Here is a 15,836-nt window from a genome sequence, read left to right as displayed (position 1 = left end):
CTGGCCAAGTGTCCTGGCCCCGCTTGCTGATGGCCCGCCGGGTCGGGCCCGCGTCAGGCGGCGTTTCGTAGGTGGGCCAGCACCGCACCGACCGGGGCGCTGATCATCAGGACCACCAGCAGGCTGTGGTAGGCCCAGGCGGCCAGCCGGTTCGAGCCGGGTACCGGGTAGCCGGCGGTCTCCCGGGATTCGGTGGGCCGGTCATGGCGCAGCGCGTCGGCCAGGGCGACGGCCAGGGCGATCACGAGGAGCGGCACGCCCACGTCGACGATGATCGCAATTCCAGTCATCGCTCCGGTGATCACGGCGGCGTTGGCCAAGCTCCAACAGCCCAGCTGAGTCAGGCTCCAGGCCTGGGGCATCGGCGTCGGTGCGGGGCGTGCCTGCATGGTGCCGATCGCGTACGCGCCCACGCCGCACACGAGCACAAGATAGGCCGCCAGCCAACTGCCGTTCTCCAGGCCGAGCGGCCCGGTGATCGCGGCAACCAGGCCGCCCAGGATCACACAACCCGCACCGCCGGCGACCATGAACCGCGCTACATCGGTCTGCTTGTCGACAGGCGCGGCGGGTGGCGCAGCGTCCATCACGATGCCCCTTCGGTCGTGAGGTGAGCCAGACAGAGGTCTGGTTCGACGAACGGCTCGAGACCCTCGACCGCCACCGGTGACCGCCACGCCTCCATCGCACCCTGCATCAACCCGAGGTGTACCGGGCAGACGATCGCCGATCGGGTCTGCGCGAGCTCCAGGAACGGACAGTGCCGCAGTCCGATCCGCCGCTGCGCCCCGTCTCCTTGCTCTTCGGGCGCAAAGCCGATCTCGGCGAGCAGCCCGATCAGACGAGGGACGGAATCTCCGGAACCGCCCGCGGTGGCGGTCTCGCCCTCGCTCGAGGTCGCGGCCCGCCGACGACCCCAGGCGCGACCGGCCTCGACGGCACGGGCACTCCCACCCGGAGCGTTCGCCAGGCCGTCTCCCAGGAGTTCGGCCAGCAGCTGGAACTGGCGGGGGCCGGTCGGGTCCATCCCTGGGACCGGCCGGAACCGCAGCGGCGGCCGACCGGTCGGGCGTTCCGGGCGTCGATCTGCCTCGACCTGCTCCACCTGACCGTTCTCGACGAGCGTGGCCAGATGGAAACGCACCGTGTTCGCATGCACGCCCAGCTGATCGGCGATATCGCTGATACTCAATGGGCCCGGTGCCCGTATGAGGGCCCGCAGCACGGCCAATCGCCGACCCACCGCCAGCCCCCCGTCGTGCTGACCCGACACGATGATCAAACTCCCTCGGCAACGGGCTCGGTCCGCGGTGGCCGGCCCTGACGTCCTGACACCACTGCCCGGACGGTCCGCCGTGCGCTAAATTTTACACCACAGGGACTTGGAGAAACTCGACGCAGGAGAACCACGATGGCCTCCCACGGATCCGATGCCGAGACGGCGCGGGAGCTGGACGTCCGGCCGCTGCGCAAGCCCGACAAACATCCCGCCATCTTCGCCACGTACGCGAGCCTGCCGGTCGGGGCGTCGTTCGTGCTGGTCAACGATCACGACCCCAAGCACCTGCGCGATGAGTTCGAGGCCGACCATGCCGGCAGCTACCGGTGGGAGTACTTGAGCACCGAACCGAGGGACTGGCGGATCGAGATCACCAAGCTCACCTCCACCCCCCTGCCCCGCATCCTCGCCGACAGCACCGCGATCGGCGCCCAGCCCGACGACCCGGACGTCACCGGCGCGGTCTGGAAGCTCGCGGTGCGCGATCGTGACCTGGATTCCAACATCATCGCCCTTGCGCCCGGCGGGGTCATCGACGCGCACGCGGGTCCCGACCTCGACGTCCTGATCCACGTCCTGACCGGGAGCGGGCAACTCACCACCGAACGTGGCGTGCTCGACCTCCGACCGGGTGCGCTGTTGTGGCTGCCCCGCCGCTCCCAGCGACGCTTCGACGCCGGCCCCGAAGGCCTGCGCTATCTCACCGTCCACCAACGCCGGCAATCCCTGGTCCTGGACACCAGCCGCATCGGGGTGGATTCATGAACCGCACCGAACCCGGCGGCCCACCGGTCAGCGACCGAGACGACCGCACCATCCTGACCCATCCACGCCAGGTGCAACGGACGTTGGACAGTCCCAGCGCCGACGGGGTGGAGGTGGGCGTCGGTGCGCCGACCCGCCGACGCGCCGACCCGCCGACCTGGCCATGGCCACCCGAGACCGGGAAGCTCTGTCTGGCGCTGACGGTGACCCGCTGAAATCTCGGGCACGGCGTGGGGAGGTGGGACATGTCCGGTGGTCACGGCCGGTCGCATCACTACGGCCATCCCGATGGTGTACCTGCGACAGCTAGACGCGGCCACAACGCTCAGTGATGTCGACGCCTGCGAGGTGATCACGATGACTGCCACCACCCCCAAGCCCATCACCACCAAGCCCTATCCGCCGCGCCAGACGCGGCGCGGCTCCGGCCTCGCGAAGTACCTGCGGACGACCGACCCCAAGGACATCGCGATCCTCTACATGGTCACGTCGTTCGTGTTCTTCCTGCTCGGTGGGCTGATGGCGCTGCTCATCCGCAGCGAGCTCGGCTGGCCCGGGCTGCAGATCCTGTCGGTGGACCAGTACAACCAACTGTTCACCATGCACGGCACGATCATGCTGCTGCTCTACGCGACCCCGATCGTGTTCGGCTTCGGGAACTACATCATGCCGCTGCAGATCGGGGCTCCCGACGTCGCGTTCCCGCGGCTGAACGCCTTCTCGTACTGGCTGTTCCTCTTCGGCGGCACCATCGTGATCTCCGGGTTCTTCACCCCGGACGGTGCGGCCTCGGCGGGGTGGTTCGCCTACACCCCGCTCTCGGACGTCGAGTTCACGCCCGGGCTCGGCACCAACCTGTGGATCGTGGGCCTGGCCGTCGCCGGTCTGGGCACCATCCTCGGTGCGGTCAACTTCGTGACCACCATCGTCTGCATGCGTGCCCCGGGCATGACGATGTTCCGGATGCCGATCTTCACCTGGAACATCCTCGTCACGATGATCCTCATCCTGATGGTGTTCCCGATCCTCACCGCGGCCCTGTTCGGACTGCTCGCGGACCGCGTGCTTGGCGCGCACATCTACGACCCCGCCAACGGCGGCGCCGTGCTCTGGCAGCACCTGTTCTGGTTCTTCGGCCACCCCGAGGTCTACATCGTCGCGCTGCCCTTCTTCGGCATCATCACCGAGGTCATCCCGGTGTTCAGCCGCAAGCCGATCTTCGGCTACAAGACGCTGATCTACGCGACGCTCGCGATCGGCGCGCTCTCGATGGCGGTGTGGGCGCACCACATGTACGCCACCGGGGCCATCCTGCTGCCGTTCTTCGCGTTCACCACGTTCCTCATCGCGGTGCCGACCGGCATCAAGTTCTTCAACTGGATCGGCACGATGTGGCGGGGCCAGCTGACGTTCGAGAGCCCGATGCTGTTCGCGGTCGGGTTCGTGGTGACGTTCCTGTTCGGTGGCCTCACCGGGGTGCTGCTGGCCAGCCCGCCGCTGAACTTCCACGTGTCGGACACCTACTTCGTGGTGGCGCATTTCCACTACGTGCTGTTCGGCACGATCGTGTTCGCGACCTACGCCGGCATCTACTTCTGGTTCCCCAAGATGACCGGCCGGATGATGGACGAGCGCCTCGGCAAGTTCCACTTCTGGGCCACGTTCATCGGCTTCCACCTGACGTTCCTGATCCAGCACTGGCTGGGCAACGAGGGCATGCCGCGCCGCTACGCCGACTACGCCGTCACCGACGGCTTCACGGTGCTGAACACGATCTCGACGATCGGGGCGTTCATCCTCGGCGCCTCGACGCTGCCGTTCCTGTGGAACGTGTTCCACAGCTACCGCTACGGCCGTCCCGTCGAGGTCGACGACCCCTGGGGCCACGGCAACTCGCTGGAGTGGGCGACGTCGTGCCCGCCGCCGCGGCACAACTTCAGCGAGCTGCCCCGCATCCGCTCCGAGCGCCCCGCGTTCGAGCTGCACTACCCACACATGACCGAACGGCTGCGGACAGAGGCCCACATCGGCACCGGGCACGCGAGCGTCGGTGAGGCCGCGGCCGGGGCCACCGGACAGGAACACCTCCCCGGCTCCGACCCGCGCAACCGCTAACCGCACACGGCCCGGTCGACGACCGCCGACCACGCCGCGACGCGGCGTGAGGTAGTGACGCACAGTGGTGTGCCAGTAGTCGCCCGAAGTGTGACGATCCCGCCGCCGGATACCAGGACGCAACGGAGACCCGGAACTCATGGCCGACCCGCTCGGACGACCGCACACCCCGACCCGGCCGGTGGAGGTAGCCGGCGCCGAGGTCTACACGCCGCGCGATCATGTGATCGTCGAGCTGACCAGCGCCGAAGCCGCGGTCGTGTTGCACGCGCCGGTGTCCGCTCGCGAGCAGCCTGACGCCGAGGTCCGCCTGTCCACGACGGACCGGGCCGCGCTCGCCCGCGCCACGCAGAAGCTAACCGAAACGGTGCGCGCCCAGCTCAGCGTTGGCGGCGTGGGGTGAAGTTCCGGGCCAGGCGCCCCATCCCGCCCCGCAGCTCCACGAGGCACGCCACCGGTCGTGGCCAGAACCACCGCCACGTTATTGAAGCCTCGGCGACCGGGGCTGGGCGCTGAAGGTACCAATAGCGTGGCCTCTTGAACTGCGTGCTGCTCTGCCGCCACCAGCTGATCCACCACCGACACTGGACCGTCGAGATCCTCGACGGGCTGCCGTGGTTCACGCCCCCACCCTCGATCGACCCCGAACGACAACGAAGACCCGGCGGACGACCGCATTGCCACGTAGCAGCGATCGCTTGACCTCGACCTTCGTCGAGTTCCTAGCGTCGCCGTCATGACGACGATCGTGGTGACCGGGGCGACGGGCAGTGTCGGGGGACAGGTCGTGGCGCAGCTCGCGGGCCGCCGCGGTGTCGAGGTGCGGGCGGTCGCCCGCAACGCACGGGCGCTCGGTGATCTGGCACGCCGCCACGGAGTCGAGCCGTGCGTCGCCGACCTCACCGCCCCAGAGACCCTCGCGCCCGCCGTCGAGGGCGCCGAAGCGGTGTTCCTGGTGTATCCCTCGGTGGCCGGTGACGGCGTCGCTGCGGACACGATCGCCGCGCTCAGTCGGGCGCGGCGGCTCGTGTACCTGTCGGCGATCGGGGTCCCGCCGCGACCCGACGACACCGCGAGCGGCATCCTCGCCTCGCACGCCCTCCTCGAACGGCTCGTCCGGGACGCGGCGAAGGAGTGGACGTTCGTGCGCGGCGGCGGCTTCGCCACCAACACGCTCGCGTGGGCCGAGCAGGTGCGCCGGGGGGACGAGGTCCGGTGGTTCGGGCGGTCGATCGCCCGACCGCTGGTGCACGAGGCGGACCTGGCCGAGGTCGCGGTGCGGGCCCTGCTCGAGGAAGGGCACGAGGGTGCGGTGTACGAGATCACCGGTCCCGAGCGGGTCACCCACGAGCAGCAGGTGGCCGCGATCGGCGCGGCGCTCGGGCGGCCGCTGCGGTTCGTCGACGTGGGGAGGAGAAGGCGCCGGCGTTGTTCGACGGCGTGCCGCCCGACCTGGCGCGGGGCATCGTCCGGGCGCAGATGGCGATGATCGACGACCCGGAGCCCGTCACCACCGACGTCCGGCGGCTGCTCGGTCGCCCCGCCCGGACCTACGCCCGGTGGGCGTGGGACCACGCCGCCGACTTCCGCTGACTCACGCCGGCCGCAACCCGCGCACGAGCTGGTCCACGACGGTCCGGGCGAAGGCCTCGGTCAGCGGCTGGTCGGGGATCAGCAGGCGGTGGTAGCAGGCGCCCCACAGCTGGTCGACGACCGCCTCGGCGTCGACGTCCGGGCGCAGCCGGCCCCGGTCCCGCGCCTGCTCGATCGCCGTCACGGCGAGCGCGCGGCGGGGCGCCGAGTAGTGCTCGCGGTACGCCGCGGCCAGCTCGGGATCGGTCTGCGACCACCCGATGAGCTCGGCGATCACCCGCCCCGCGGCCGTCCCCGTGACCAGCCGCACGAAGGCGGTGAGCTGGTGGGTCAGGTCGGCGGCGATGTCGCCGGTGTCCGGGAAGGCGAGCGTGGTCTCGACGGTGCGGAAGTAGGCCTCGGCCGCGAGCGCGCCGCGCGACGGCCACCACTTGTGCAGTGTCGTCCGGCTCGCCCCCGACAGGGCCGACACCCGCTCGAAGGTGAAGCCGCCCATGCCCTCGCCGAGCAGCAGCTCCCCGGCGGCGGCGAGTACCTCGCCCCGCACCTCGTCGGCGGGGCGACGGCCACGCCCGCGCCGCCGGGCCTGCTGCTCGGTCACCGCGGTCACGCTAACGGTCACGCGCCGGGCTGCTCGGGTCGACGGGGGTGCGGCAGGAGTCCTACCGGCGCCCGTGCGCCGGTAGGACTCCGCCCGGGCGCGGTCGCCCACGCGGTCGACCACCTCCGCGCCGTCCCCGGCGGGATCGACGTGCATCCGGAACGGGCCGGCTCACGCGAGCCCGCCGTTGGCGAAGAGGGTCTGGCCGTTGACCCAGCGGCCGGGTCCGGCGAACGCCGCGGCCATCTGCTCGGGGTCGGCGACGTCGCCCCCGACAAGATCGCCGGCCCGGGCCGGCGGGGGACGACGCGGCCTCGATCGTCGCAACGACCTCCTGCGCCCGCGTCTTGTTGCCCGCGTAGTGCACGCCGACGGCCATGCCGTCGCGCGCCAGCCGCTCCGCCACGGCGCGGCCGATCCCGCCCGAGCCCCCGGTGACGAGCGCGGTACGGGGGTGTCTCGCTGCTGCTCATCGTGTCCCTCCGCTGCCGATGTGAACGAACTGGACATATACACCACGATAAGGACGTCGTGTCCGCAAAATCCCTGTCGTGGAACGGGCTTGTCCTGTATACCCCCAGGGGGTATACCGACCACGTCACCGTTCCAGGAGGTCACCGTGTCCGACACCCACGTCCACCCGTCCGGCCGCATCTCGGTGCCCTGGTCCACCGCGGCGCAGGCCACGCTGCACTGCCTCACCGGATGTGCGATCGGCGAGGTCCTGGGCATGGTCATCGGCACCGCGCTCGGGCTGTCGACGTGGGCCACCGTCGCCCTGGCCGTGGCCCTGGCGTTCCTCTTCGGCTACGCGCTGACGATGCGCGGGGTGCTGCGCGCCGGCGTCGGGTTCCGGCAGGCGGTGCGGGTCGCGCTGGCCGCCGACACCCTGTCGATCGCGGTCATGGAGATCGTCGACAACGCGGTCATGGTGAGCGTCCCCGGGGCGATGGAGGCCGGCGTCACCAGCGTCGTCTTCTGGGGCGCGCTCGCGTTCGCCCTGCTCGTCGCGTTCGTCGTCACGCTGCCGGTGAACCGGTGGATGATCGGCCGCGGCCGCGGTCACGCCGTGGTGCACGCGTACCACGGGCACTGATCACCCCGGGTCTCGGCGCCGCCGTGTCCCGCTCAGCCCGCCGCGACCTCGAGCAGCGTCCCGCCGGTGAGGGCGAGGAGCTCGTCGGCGGTGGTCGGGAACATCGAGTGCTCGTCGCCGGCCCCGGCCCAGACGGTCGGGTGGGCGGTCAGCGCCACGTCGACGACGCAGGGCAGCGGGGCGGGGTGGCCCACCGGGGCCACGCCGCCGACGCGCTGCCCGGTCGCGCGCAGGACGGTGTCGGGGTCGGCGCGCTTGACCCGACGCTTGGCGACGCCGAGGTGTCCGGCCACGCGCCCGGGGTCGACGCGGTGCGCGCCCGAGGCGAGGACGAGCACGACGCCCTCGCCGGCGGTGAAGACCAGGCTGTTGGCGATCGCGCCGACCGCACAGCCCAGCTGCTCCGCGGCCGCCGCTGCCGAGGGCACCGGCGTGTCGAATGTCCGGATCTCCCGCGGCGCGCCGGCCGCCTCCAGCGCCCGTCGGACGGCCTCCCGGCCCGTGGTCGTCTCCACGGCGCGGAGGCTAGGGGGCGCCCGACCGGCCCGCGAGCGGGATCCCGGTCAGGCCGTGAAGACCGTCTGGATCCCGGTGTGGCGCCCGCCGTCGGCGAGGGCGACGAGGTGGGCGGGCGCGTCGGCCAGCGGGACGCGGTCGGTGACGACATGGGCGACGAGGTCGTCGCCGCGGGCGGTCAGGAGATCCAGGGTCGCCGCCGAGAGCCGGTCGCGGTCCCACGCCCCGCGCAGCGCCCGCGGCACACGGCCGATCTGGGCACACCGCACCCCGAGCCCGTTGTGGTGGAACTCCTCGCCGAGGCGCACCGCCTCGGCGCCGTCGGCGTAGAACGCCAGGTCGATCACCGTGGCCTGAGGCCGCAGCAGGCGCAGCGCCGTCGCGAGCGCCGCCGCCCGCCCGCGGCACTGGAAGACGACGTCGGCGCCGTGGTCGCCGGGTCCGTGGCGCCAGCCGCGCTTGAGATCGGCCACGGCCGTGGGATCGTCGGGGTCCCGGGTGGCCGGCCCGAGCGCCTCGGCGACGGCCCGGCGCCCCGGGGTCGGGTCGAGGACCGTCACCGAGGCGGCGCCCAGCTCGGCGGCGAACAGCGCGGTCAGCAGGCCGACCACGCCGGCGCCGACGACGGCCACGATCCGGTCGCGGACGCCGGCGCCCAGGTCGTCCGACCCCTCCTCGGCGGCCGCGTGCAGGACGCCGTTGGCGCAGATCGGGCCCATGTGCGCGGCGTAGATGCCGAGCACCGGGTCGAGGTCGCGGGGGAGGGGTACGACCCGCTCGGCCGCCGGCTCGACACGGTGCGCGGTGCGGTGCCCGTAGGTCATCGCCACGAGGTCGCCGACCGCACGCCCCGACGACGGGCCGGCCGCGGTCACCTCGCCGACCTGCATGTAGCCGACCTTGCGCACGGGATAGCCGGCGCCCGGGCGGGTCTCGTCGAACAGCCCCAGCTCCGCGTCCCAGGCGCGGGAGAGCATCGGGTTGGTGCCCTTGACCCAGCTCAGGTCGGTGCCGGCCGAGAGCCCCGAGAACCGGGTCGTCACGTCGAACCCCGCGGCGGGCAGCGGACCGGACGGCGGGTCGGGCACGAACCGCACCCGACCGGGGCCGTCGACGACCAGCACCTGCGCCTCACGCACCGAGCACCACCGGTGCGCCGGAGGCCACCGACTCGGACAGCGCGCACGCGAGCCGGTGGGTGCGCAGGGCCTCGGCGTAGTCGACGAGCACGCCGGAGCCGGAGGGCTCGCGCCCGGTGACGTGGTCGACGAACGCCCGGTCCGCCGCGGTGCGGGCCTCGGCCGGGTCCACCTCGACGCTCCAGGAGCCCTCGCCGTCGCGGACCGCGAGCTGCTCCTCGGTGACGGTGAGGGCCAGGTCGTCGGCGTAGAGCTCCACGCCCGCGCGGTGCTTCCAGCCCAGGCGGCAGGTGGCGGCGAGCGTGCCGACGGCGCCGCCGGCGAAGCGCAGGGTGCCGGCGGTGGCGGAGTCGACGTCACCGCCGTCGGGTGGCGCGTCGTCGGCCACCGCGTGCACCGCGGTGACCTCGCCGGCCAGCAGGCGGGCGAGGTCGAGGACGTGGACGGCCTGCTCGACCACCTGCCCGCCCGACGACCCACGCCGCGCCCACCACGGCACCGGCGGCACCTTGTCCAACCAGGTCGCGCTCACCAGCCGCACCGTCCGGCCCGCGAGCAGCCCGCGGGCCCGGGCGACAGCGGTCGACGAGCGCCAGTGGTGGCCCACCGACGTCGGCACCCCCGCCGTCGCCACGGCCGCGGCCACGCGCTCCGCGGCCGCGACGTCGAGCCCGAGCGGCTTCTCGACGAACAGGGCCACGCCGGCGGCCGCGACCCGTTCCTCCACCTCGCCGTGCGCGAACGGCGGCACGCAGACCCACACCGCGTCGAGGCCCCGCGCCAGCAGCGCGTCGAGGTCGCGGGCCGGCGTCGCACCCACCGCTCCCGCCAGGTCCTCGGCGCGCTCGGCGTCCGGATCGGTGACGCCGACCAGCGCCACGTCCGGCATCACCGCCAGCGTCCCGGCGTGGCGGCGCGCGACCCCGCCGGCCCCGACGATCCCCACCCGCAGCCCGCCGCCGCTCTCCGTATCGATCACGAGCGCGCTGGTACCCGGTCGCGCGGATCGGGCACCACGCAGCGTGCTCCCCGAGGTCCGCCGCTGGCTCTCCCACCGCACGAGCCGCACCGAAGACTGGCCGGTCGACCGCATGGCCGCCCAGAAGGGCGGCCGGCGGGTGACCGTCGTGCTGCCCGCCCGCGACGAGGCCGCGACGATCGGCCGGATCGTCACCGTCGTGCGCGAGGCCCTCGTCGAGCGCACCGGGCTCGTCGACGAGATCCTCGTCGTCGACTCGCGCTCGCGCGACGCCACCGCCGAGGTGGCGGCCGCCGCCGGGGCGACCGTGGTCGACCAGGACGCGGTGCTCGCCGACGTGCCGCCCGCGCACGGCAAGGGCGAGGCGCTCTGGAAGGGCCTCGCCGCGAGCACGGGCGACCTGGTCGCGGCGGTCGACGCCGACCTGTACGACGTCGCGCCCGCCTTCGTGACCGGGCTGCTCGGGCCGCTGCTCGACGACCCGGACCTCGCGTTCGTCAAGGGCTTCTACCACCGGCCGCTGGTCGGCGACGGCACCGTCGACGTGGACGGCGGGGGACGGGTCAGCGAGCTCGTCGCCCGCTCGCTGCTCAACCTCGCCTGGCCCCGGCTGGCGGGCTTCGTGCAGCCGCTGGCCGGCGAGTTCGCCGCGTGCCGCGACCTGCTCGAGGCCATCCCCTTCGCCACGGGCTACGGCGTCGAGCTGGCGATGCTCGTCGACGTCCTCGAGCACGCGGGCCTCGACGCCATGGCCCAGGTCGACCTCGGCGTGCGCGTCCACCGGCACCACGACCTGCAGACCCTCGGGCGGATGTCCGCGCAGATCCAGCTCGCGGCGTCGGCCCGCCTCGCGCGCCAGGGCGTCCTCACGCGCGTGCCCACGGCCACCACGATCGTGCAGTACCGGCGGCCGTCGGTCCCGGGTCCGGGCGGACTCGACCGCGAGGTGGTCGTCACCGACGTGGCCGTCGACGAGCGCCCGCCGCTGCGCGAGGTCCTCGACCGGTCCCGGCCGGTGGCGTGATGGGCCCTCCCGGCGGAGCCGGTCCGCTGACGGTGCTCGTCGACGCGGGGCCGTGGCTGCCGGTGCCGCCGTCGGGCTACGGCGGCATCGAGGCCGTGCTGGCCACGCTGGTCCCGGAGCTGCGCCGCCTCGGGGTGCGCGTGGTGCTGGCGACGGTCGGGGCCAGCCGGCTCGCGGTGGACGAGCGGGTCACGACGTTCGCCGAACCCCGCTTCGCCGACATCGCCGCGCCCTACAACCGCGTGATGGGCGTGGCCGCCGCGCACGTGGACCGGGTGCTCCGCGAGCTCCGGGGCCGGGACGACGTCGACCTGGTGCACTCGCACCTCGAGGCGTGGGGACTCGTCGCCTACGCCGACGCGGGCGTGCCGGTGCTGCACACCCTGCACTGGGATCTCGCCAAGCACCCCGAGCTCTACGGCGGGCTCGACGGGCGGGGGCGGGTGTTCGTCAACGGCGTGTCCGCGGCCCAGCTCGCCGGCGCGCCACCGGCGCTGCGTCGCCACGCCCTCGGGCACGTGCACCTCGCGACGCCGCTGGCCGACGACCCGCCGCCCGCCGTGGCGCGCGGCGACCACCTCGTCGTCCTCGCCCGGCTCACCGCGGCCAAGGGGCAGGACGTCGCGGCCCGCCTGGCCCGGCGCACCGGCCGCCGCGTCGTCCTCGCCGGACCCGTCGGGCCGCACCACGACGCGGCGGCGCTCGAGCACGCGCTGGCCACCGACCCGCGGGCACGCGAGCACCCCGACGTCGCCTGGTTCCTCGACGAGGTCGCGCCGCTGCTCGACGGCGACCGCGTCCGGTGGGTCGGCGCGCTGCACGGCGCCGCACGCGACGGCCTGGTCGCCTCGGCGTCCGCCCAGCTCTGCCCGCTGCAGTGGGAGGAGCCGGGCGGCACGGGCGTCGTCGAGTCCCTGGCGCTGGGCACGCCCGTCGTCGGGTACGCCCGCGGGTGCCTGCCCGAGCTCCTCGACCCGGGACGCACCGGCCTGCTCGGTCGCCCGGACGACGAGGACGCGCTCGCCGGGCTGCTCGCCGCGGGCGCCGACCGCGATCTCGACCGCGACGCCTGCCGGGACGCGGCGCGACGCCGCTTCACCCCCGCCGTGATGGCCCGTGGCTACCTCGACCTCTACCGCGAGGTGCTGGCCCGGGCGGAGCGGCCGGGCCGCGCGCCGCTCGTCGCCGTCGGCCCACCGCCGACCGCGGGGTGAGCCTGCTCCGGCCGCCACGGCCGGGTGGGCCCATCGGCGTCGTTTGTGGCACCGGGCCGCGGGGCGATCCTGCTGACCATGACCACGACGGCCTCCCGCCGCGCCACCGGCTCGCGCGCCCGCATCCGTGACCGCGGGCAGGTGGACGCCATCGTCCTCGCGGCCCTGGCCGACGGGCCGCTGCGCCAGGACGAGATCGCGGACGTGCTGCGCTCGCAGGTGGGCGACGCCCTCGACCTGCCGTTCTCGCGCATCGTCCCGACGCTGCACCGTCTCCAACGCAACCGCCTGGTGAGCCGGCCGTCCCAGGACCCCCGCCGCTACCGCCTCACCGACACCGGCACGCGGTCCCTGGCCGCCCGCCGCCGCGCCGCCGACGCCTTCGCCGCGTCGCTGCACCACCTCGCCGACGGTGGGGGCCGCTAGCCTCCCGCCGTCGAGGGGAGGTGCGGTGGAGGAGCGCGATCACGAGGGCCCGGACCGGCCGGACGGTCCGGCGGTGCGCGAGGAGGTCGAGGAGCTGCCCGACGGGCGGCCGATCCGGTTCTACTCCTGGGTGACGACCATCGACCCGGTCACCGAGGGCTCGTGAGCGAGCGCCGCTTCGACCCCACGCACGGCGAGTGGGTCACGGTCGCGACCCACCGCCAGGACCGCACGTACCAGCCGTCGGCCGCGTCCTGCCCGCTGTGTCCCACGCGCCCGGGGCACGAGCCCACGGAGGTCCCGCGCGAGCACTACGAGATCGCGGTGTTCGCCAACCGGTTCCCGTCGCTGTCGACCCGCCCGCCGGAGCCCGACGTCGAGGGCACCGCGCTCGTGCCGGTGGAGCCGGCCTATGGGCACTGCGAGGTCGTGGTGTTCACCGACGACCACCACGCGACCCTGGCCGACGTCGGGGTCACCCGGGTGCGCCTGCTGATCGAGACCTGGGCCCGCCGCGTCGCCGACCTCGGCGCCGACCCCGCCGTGCGCTACGTCCTGCCGTTCGAGAACAAGGGCGAGGCGGTCGGCGTGACGCTGCACCACCCGCACGGCCAGATCTTCGCCTACCCCGACGTCCCGCCGCGCCCGTCCCGCGAGCTGGCCGCCGCCCGCCGCCACCACGACCGCACCGGGCGGTGCGTGTTCTGCGACGTCGTCGCCGCCGAGGCCGGCGGGGTGCGCGAGGTCGTCGCCGGGGAGCACTTCGTGGCCGGGGTGCCGCCGTGGGCGCGCTTCCCGTACGAGGTCGACGTCTGGAGCCGCGCGCACGTCCCGTCACTGCCCGAGCTCTCCGCGCATGCCCGCGGCGACCTCGCCCGCGTGCTCGCGCGGGTCCTCGCCGGATACGACCGCTTCTTCGGTGTCTCCACCTCATACCTGCTCGGCGTGCACGCGGCGCCCACCGACGGCACCGACCGCGACGTCTCCCACCTGCACGTCGAGATCTGCCCGCCGCACCGCGGCGGGGGCAAGCTGAAGTACCTCGCGGGCTCGGAGACCTTCGGCGGCGCGTTCCTCACCGACGTCGCGCCCGAGGTCGCCGCGGAGCGCCTGCGTGCGGGGTGCGCGAACGTGGAGGTACCGGCGTGACCGACCCCGCCGAGGCCCTGGCCGCGGCCTTCCGCGTCACGGTCGGCCGCGACCCCGAGGGCGTGTTCTCCGCGCCCGGCCGGGTGAACCTCATCGGCGAGCACACCGACCACAACGAGGGCCACGTCCTGCCCTTCGCGATCGACCGGCGCTGCCGCGTCGCCGCCGGTCACCGCGACGACGACGTCGTCACCGTGCGCTCCGCGCAGGCGCCCGACGCGCCCGTCACCACCACCCTCGACGCGCTTCACCGGGCCCGGGGCTGGTCGGCGTACGCGCTGGGGACGCTCTGGGCGCTGCGCGAGGAGGGCCCGGCGGGTGCCGGGTGGGACCTCGTGGTGGCCGGGGACGTGCCGCTCGGCGCCGGGCTGTCGTCGTCGGCGGCCCTGGAGTGCGCGGTGGCGCTGGCCGTCGCCGAGTTGTCCGGCGCCGACCTCGACCGCCCACCCTTCGATCGCCCACCCTTCGATCGCCCACCCTTCGATCGAGCAGCCCTCGCCCGCGCCGGGCGCCGCGCGGAGAACGACGTCGTCGGCGCCCCGGTCGGGATCATGGACCAGGCGGCGTCGCTGCTGTGCCGCGAGGGCAGCGCGCTGCTGCTGGACTGCCGCACGCTGGAGGCGCGGGACGTCGCGCTCGGGCTGGAGGACCGCGGCCTGGTCACCCTGGTCGTCGACACCCGGGTGCGCCACGACCTCGCCGACGGCGGCTACGCCGACCGCCGCGCCGCGTGCGTCGCGGCGGCCGCGGCACTGGGCGTGCCGGCGCTGCGGGACGCGACGCCGGAGATGCTCGACGTGCTGGACGACGACCTCCGGCGGCGCGCCCGCCACGTCGTCACCGAGCAGGCCCGGGTGCACCGGGTCGTCGAGCACCTGCGCGCCGGGCGCCCCGCCGACGTCGGACCCGAGCTCACCGCCTCCCACGCCTCGCTGCGCGACGACTTCGAGGTCTCGGTCCCGGCCCTCGACGCCGTCGTGGAGACCGCGTGCGGGCACGGCGCGCTCGGTGCCCGCCTGATCGGTGGCGGGTTCGGCGGGTCCGTCCTGGTGCTCGCGCCGGTCGACGCGGTCGGGGAGATCACGGAGGCGGTGACGCGGCGCGCCGCCGCCGACGGGCACCCCGAACCCGTGACGCGTGCGGTGCACCCGGCCGCCGGCGCGCGGCGGGAACGCTAGCGGGTACAGGCCCCACCGTGCCCCTGCTGCGCGCGCCCGAGCTCCTGCCCGCGCCCGACGTTCCGACGGCGGTCGCCGTGCCCGGCCTGGGCCTCACGGTCGACGCGTGGCGGGCCGTCGCGCAACGGCTCGCCGCTGCCGTGCCCACGGCCGTGCTCGGCATCCCGTCGGCGGGGCTCCCGGCTGACCGCGACAGTCCGGTCACCCCCGTCGCACAGGCCGACCGCCTGGCGCGCCGCCTCGCCGAGCGGGGGCTGCTCGACGCCGGGCCCGTGGTGCTGCTCGGCCACTCGGCGAGCTGTCAGGCGGTGGCCGAGACGGCTCGGCGGCACCCCTCTACGGTCCGCGGACTCGTCCTGGTCGGGCCGACGACCGACCCCCACGCCGTGCCCTGGCCGCGCCTGATCGGGCGGTGGCTGGCGACCGCGGCGCACGAGGACCCGCGGCGGTTCCCGGAGATCCTGCGGGAGTACCTCACGACGCGCCTCGCCGGGTTCCTGCGCACGATGCGTCGGGCCCGGTTCCACGACCTGCGCGCCACCCTCGCCGGCTCGCGCGTCCCGGTGCTCGTGCTGCGCGGCCCGCACGACCACATCGCCCCCTCCGCGTGGCTCGCCGAGCTGGCCCGGACGCGGCCGGGCATCGAGGTCGCGACCCTGCCGGGCGGTGCGCACATGGTGCCGGTGACCCACCCCGTCGACGTCGCGCGCCGGGTGCGGTGCTGGGCGGCGGACGCACTGTGACGCGGGCACCGTGTCGCCC

The 15,836-nt window shown here is 74.2% G+C and carries 19 protein-coding genes; 12 read left to right on the top strand and 7 right to left on the bottom strand.

The window, feature by feature from the left end; genetic code table 11:
• Positions 1-53 precede the first annotated feature (53 nt).
• A complete protein-coding gene (locus tag C8D89_RS15915) occupies positions 54-587 on the bottom strand; it encodes a hypothetical protein (RefSeq protein ID WP_207787246.1) in 534 nt (177 codons plus the stop codon).
• Positions 587-1,273: a helix-turn-helix transcriptional regulator gene (locus tag C8D89_RS15910; protein WP_243418148.1), complete on the bottom strand. Its 687-nt coding sequence runs from the start codon at positions 1,271-1,273 to the stop codon at positions 587-589. The genes C8D89_RS15915 and C8D89_RS15910 overlap by 1 nt, the downstream gene beginning before the upstream one ends.
• 138 nt (positions 1,274-1,411) lie before the next feature.
• Between C8D89_RS15910 and C8D89_RS15905 the strand changes: the two genes are divergently transcribed.
• The 4 genes from C8D89_RS15905 (at position 1,412) to C8D89_RS15885 (ending at position 5,648) form a co-directional block, all read left to right on the top strand.
• Entirely contained in the window at positions 1,412-2,044 is a 633-nt protein-coding gene (locus C8D89_RS15905; RefSeq protein ID WP_116709071.1) for a DUF2249 domain-containing protein, read from the top strand.
• Between the two features lie 357 nt (positions 2,045-2,401).
• Positions 2,402-4,159: an aa3-type cytochrome oxidase subunit I gene (ctaD, locus tag C8D89_RS15895; RefSeq protein ID WP_116709135.1), complete on the top strand. Its 1,758-nt coding sequence runs from the start codon at positions 2,402-2,404 to the stop codon at positions 4,157-4,159.
• 139 nt (positions 4,160-4,298) lie between these two features.
• The gene (locus C8D89_RS15890; RefSeq protein ID WP_133251926.1) at positions 4,299-4,562 is read left to right on the top strand and encodes a hypothetical protein; all 264 of its coding nucleotides are present in this window, start codon (positions 4,299-4,301) and stop codon (positions 4,560-4,562) included.
• Positions 4,563-4,895: 333 nt separating this feature from the next.
• Positions 4,896-5,648 (top strand): SDR family oxidoreductase, encoded by a 753-nt coding sequence (locus C8D89_RS15885; RefSeq protein ID WP_207787245.1) that lies wholly within the window; start codon positions 4,896-4,898, stop codon positions 5,646-5,648.
• A 105-nt stretch (positions 5,649-5,753) separates the two neighbouring features.
• Here C8D89_RS15885 and C8D89_RS15880 read toward each other — a convergent pair whose 3' ends face one another.
• Complete coding sequence (locus tag C8D89_RS15880; protein ID WP_243418139.1) at positions 5,754-6,374, bottom strand: TetR-like C-terminal domain-containing protein; 621 nt, start codon at positions 6,372-6,374, stop codon at positions 5,754-5,756.
• A gap of 150 nt (positions 6,375-6,524) precedes the next feature.
• Positions 6,525-6,680 carry a hypothetical protein gene (locus C8D89_RS30305; protein ID WP_165825732.1) on the bottom strand — a complete coding sequence of 52 codons (156 nt, stop codon included), beginning with the start codon at positions 6,678-6,680 and terminating at the stop codon, positions 6,525-6,527.
• Positions 6,681-6,972: 292 nt separating this feature from the next.
• Between C8D89_RS30305 and C8D89_RS15870 the strand changes: the two genes are divergently transcribed.
• The gene (locus C8D89_RS15870) at positions 6,973-7,449 is read left to right on the top strand and encodes a DUF4396 domain-containing protein (RefSeq protein ID WP_243418138.1); all 477 of its coding nucleotides are present in this window, start codon (positions 6,973-6,975) and stop codon (positions 7,447-7,449) included.
• Between the two features lie 32 nt (positions 7,450-7,481).
• On the opposite strand, the gene C8D89_RS15865 is transcribed toward C8D89_RS15870, so the two are convergent.
• From C8D89_RS15865 to C8D89_RS15855, 3 genes are read right to left on the bottom strand one after another with little or no spacing between them, the layout of a single operon-like run.
• On the bottom strand, positions 7,482-7,964 hold the full coding sequence (locus C8D89_RS15865; protein WP_116709067.1) for a YbaK/EbsC family protein: 483 nt from the start codon (positions 7,962-7,964) through the stop codon (positions 7,482-7,484).
• Positions 7,965-8,012: 48 nt separating this feature from the next.
• Complete coding sequence (locus C8D89_RS15860; RefSeq protein ID WP_207787244.1) at positions 8,013-9,104, bottom strand: zinc-dependent alcohol dehydrogenase; 1,092 nt, start codon at positions 9,102-9,104, stop codon at positions 8,013-8,015.
• Positions 9,097-10,083: a Gfo/Idh/MocA family protein gene (locus tag C8D89_RS15855; RefSeq protein WP_243418137.1), complete on the bottom strand. Its 987-nt coding sequence runs from the start codon at positions 10,081-10,083 to the stop codon at positions 9,097-9,099. Before C8D89_RS15855 ends, C8D89_RS15860 begins: the two co-directional genes overlap by 8 nt.
• A gap of 43 nt (positions 10,084-10,126) precedes the next feature.
• Between C8D89_RS15855 and C8D89_RS15850 the strand changes: the two genes are divergently transcribed.
• The 7 genes from C8D89_RS15850 to C8D89_RS15825 all read left to right on the top strand — a co-directional run bounded on the left by C8D89_RS15850 (position 10,127) and on the right by C8D89_RS15825 (position 15,817).
• On the top strand, positions 10,127-11,107 hold the full coding sequence (locus tag C8D89_RS15850; protein ID WP_243418136.1) for a glucosyl-3-phosphoglycerate synthase: 981 nt from the start codon (positions 10,127-10,129) through the stop codon (positions 11,105-11,107).
• Entirely contained in the window at positions 11,107-12,321 is a 1,215-nt protein-coding gene (locus C8D89_RS15845) for a glycosyltransferase (protein ID WP_116709066.1), read from the top strand. Before C8D89_RS15850 ends, C8D89_RS15845 begins: the two co-directional genes overlap by 1 nt.
• A 78-nt stretch (positions 12,322-12,399) precedes the next feature.
• Entirely contained in the window at positions 12,400-12,747 is a 348-nt protein-coding gene (locus C8D89_RS15840; protein ID WP_133251925.1) for a PadR family transcriptional regulator, read from the top strand.
• Between the two features lie 25 nt (positions 12,748-12,772).
• Entirely contained in the window at positions 12,773-12,913 is a 141-nt protein-coding gene (locus tag C8D89_RS29280; protein WP_165825731.1) for a hypothetical protein, read from the top strand.
• Positions 12,910-13,896 (top strand): galactose-1-phosphate uridylyltransferase, encoded by a 987-nt coding sequence (gene galT, locus C8D89_RS15835; RefSeq protein ID WP_116709064.1) that lies wholly within the window; start codon positions 12,910-12,912, stop codon positions 13,894-13,896. The genes C8D89_RS29280 and galT overlap by 4 nt, the downstream gene beginning before the upstream one ends.
• Positions 13,893-15,074 carry a galactokinase gene (gene galK / locus C8D89_RS15830; RefSeq protein ID WP_116709063.1) on the top strand — a complete coding sequence of 394 codons (1,182 nt, stop codon included), beginning with the start codon at positions 13,893-13,895 and terminating at the stop codon, positions 15,072-15,074. The genes galT and galK overlap by 4 nt, the downstream gene beginning before the upstream one ends.
• A gap of 17 nt (positions 15,075-15,091) precedes the next feature.
• Positions 15,092-15,817, top strand: coding sequence for an alpha/beta fold hydrolase (locus C8D89_RS15825; protein WP_116709062.1), 726 nt, complete (start codon positions 15,092-15,094; stop codon positions 15,815-15,817).
• The last annotated feature ends 19 nt before the right edge of the window (positions 15,818-15,836 follow it).

It is taken from the genome of Actinomycetospora cinnamomea, assembly GCF_003096675.1.
Classification (GTDB): Bacteria; Actinomycetota; Actinomycetes; order Mycobacteriales; family Pseudonocardiaceae; genus Actinomycetospora; species Actinomycetospora cinnamomea.
The sequence above is the reverse complement of the archived record's forward strand: the minus strand, read 5'-3'. Positions and strand labels throughout refer to the sequence as shown.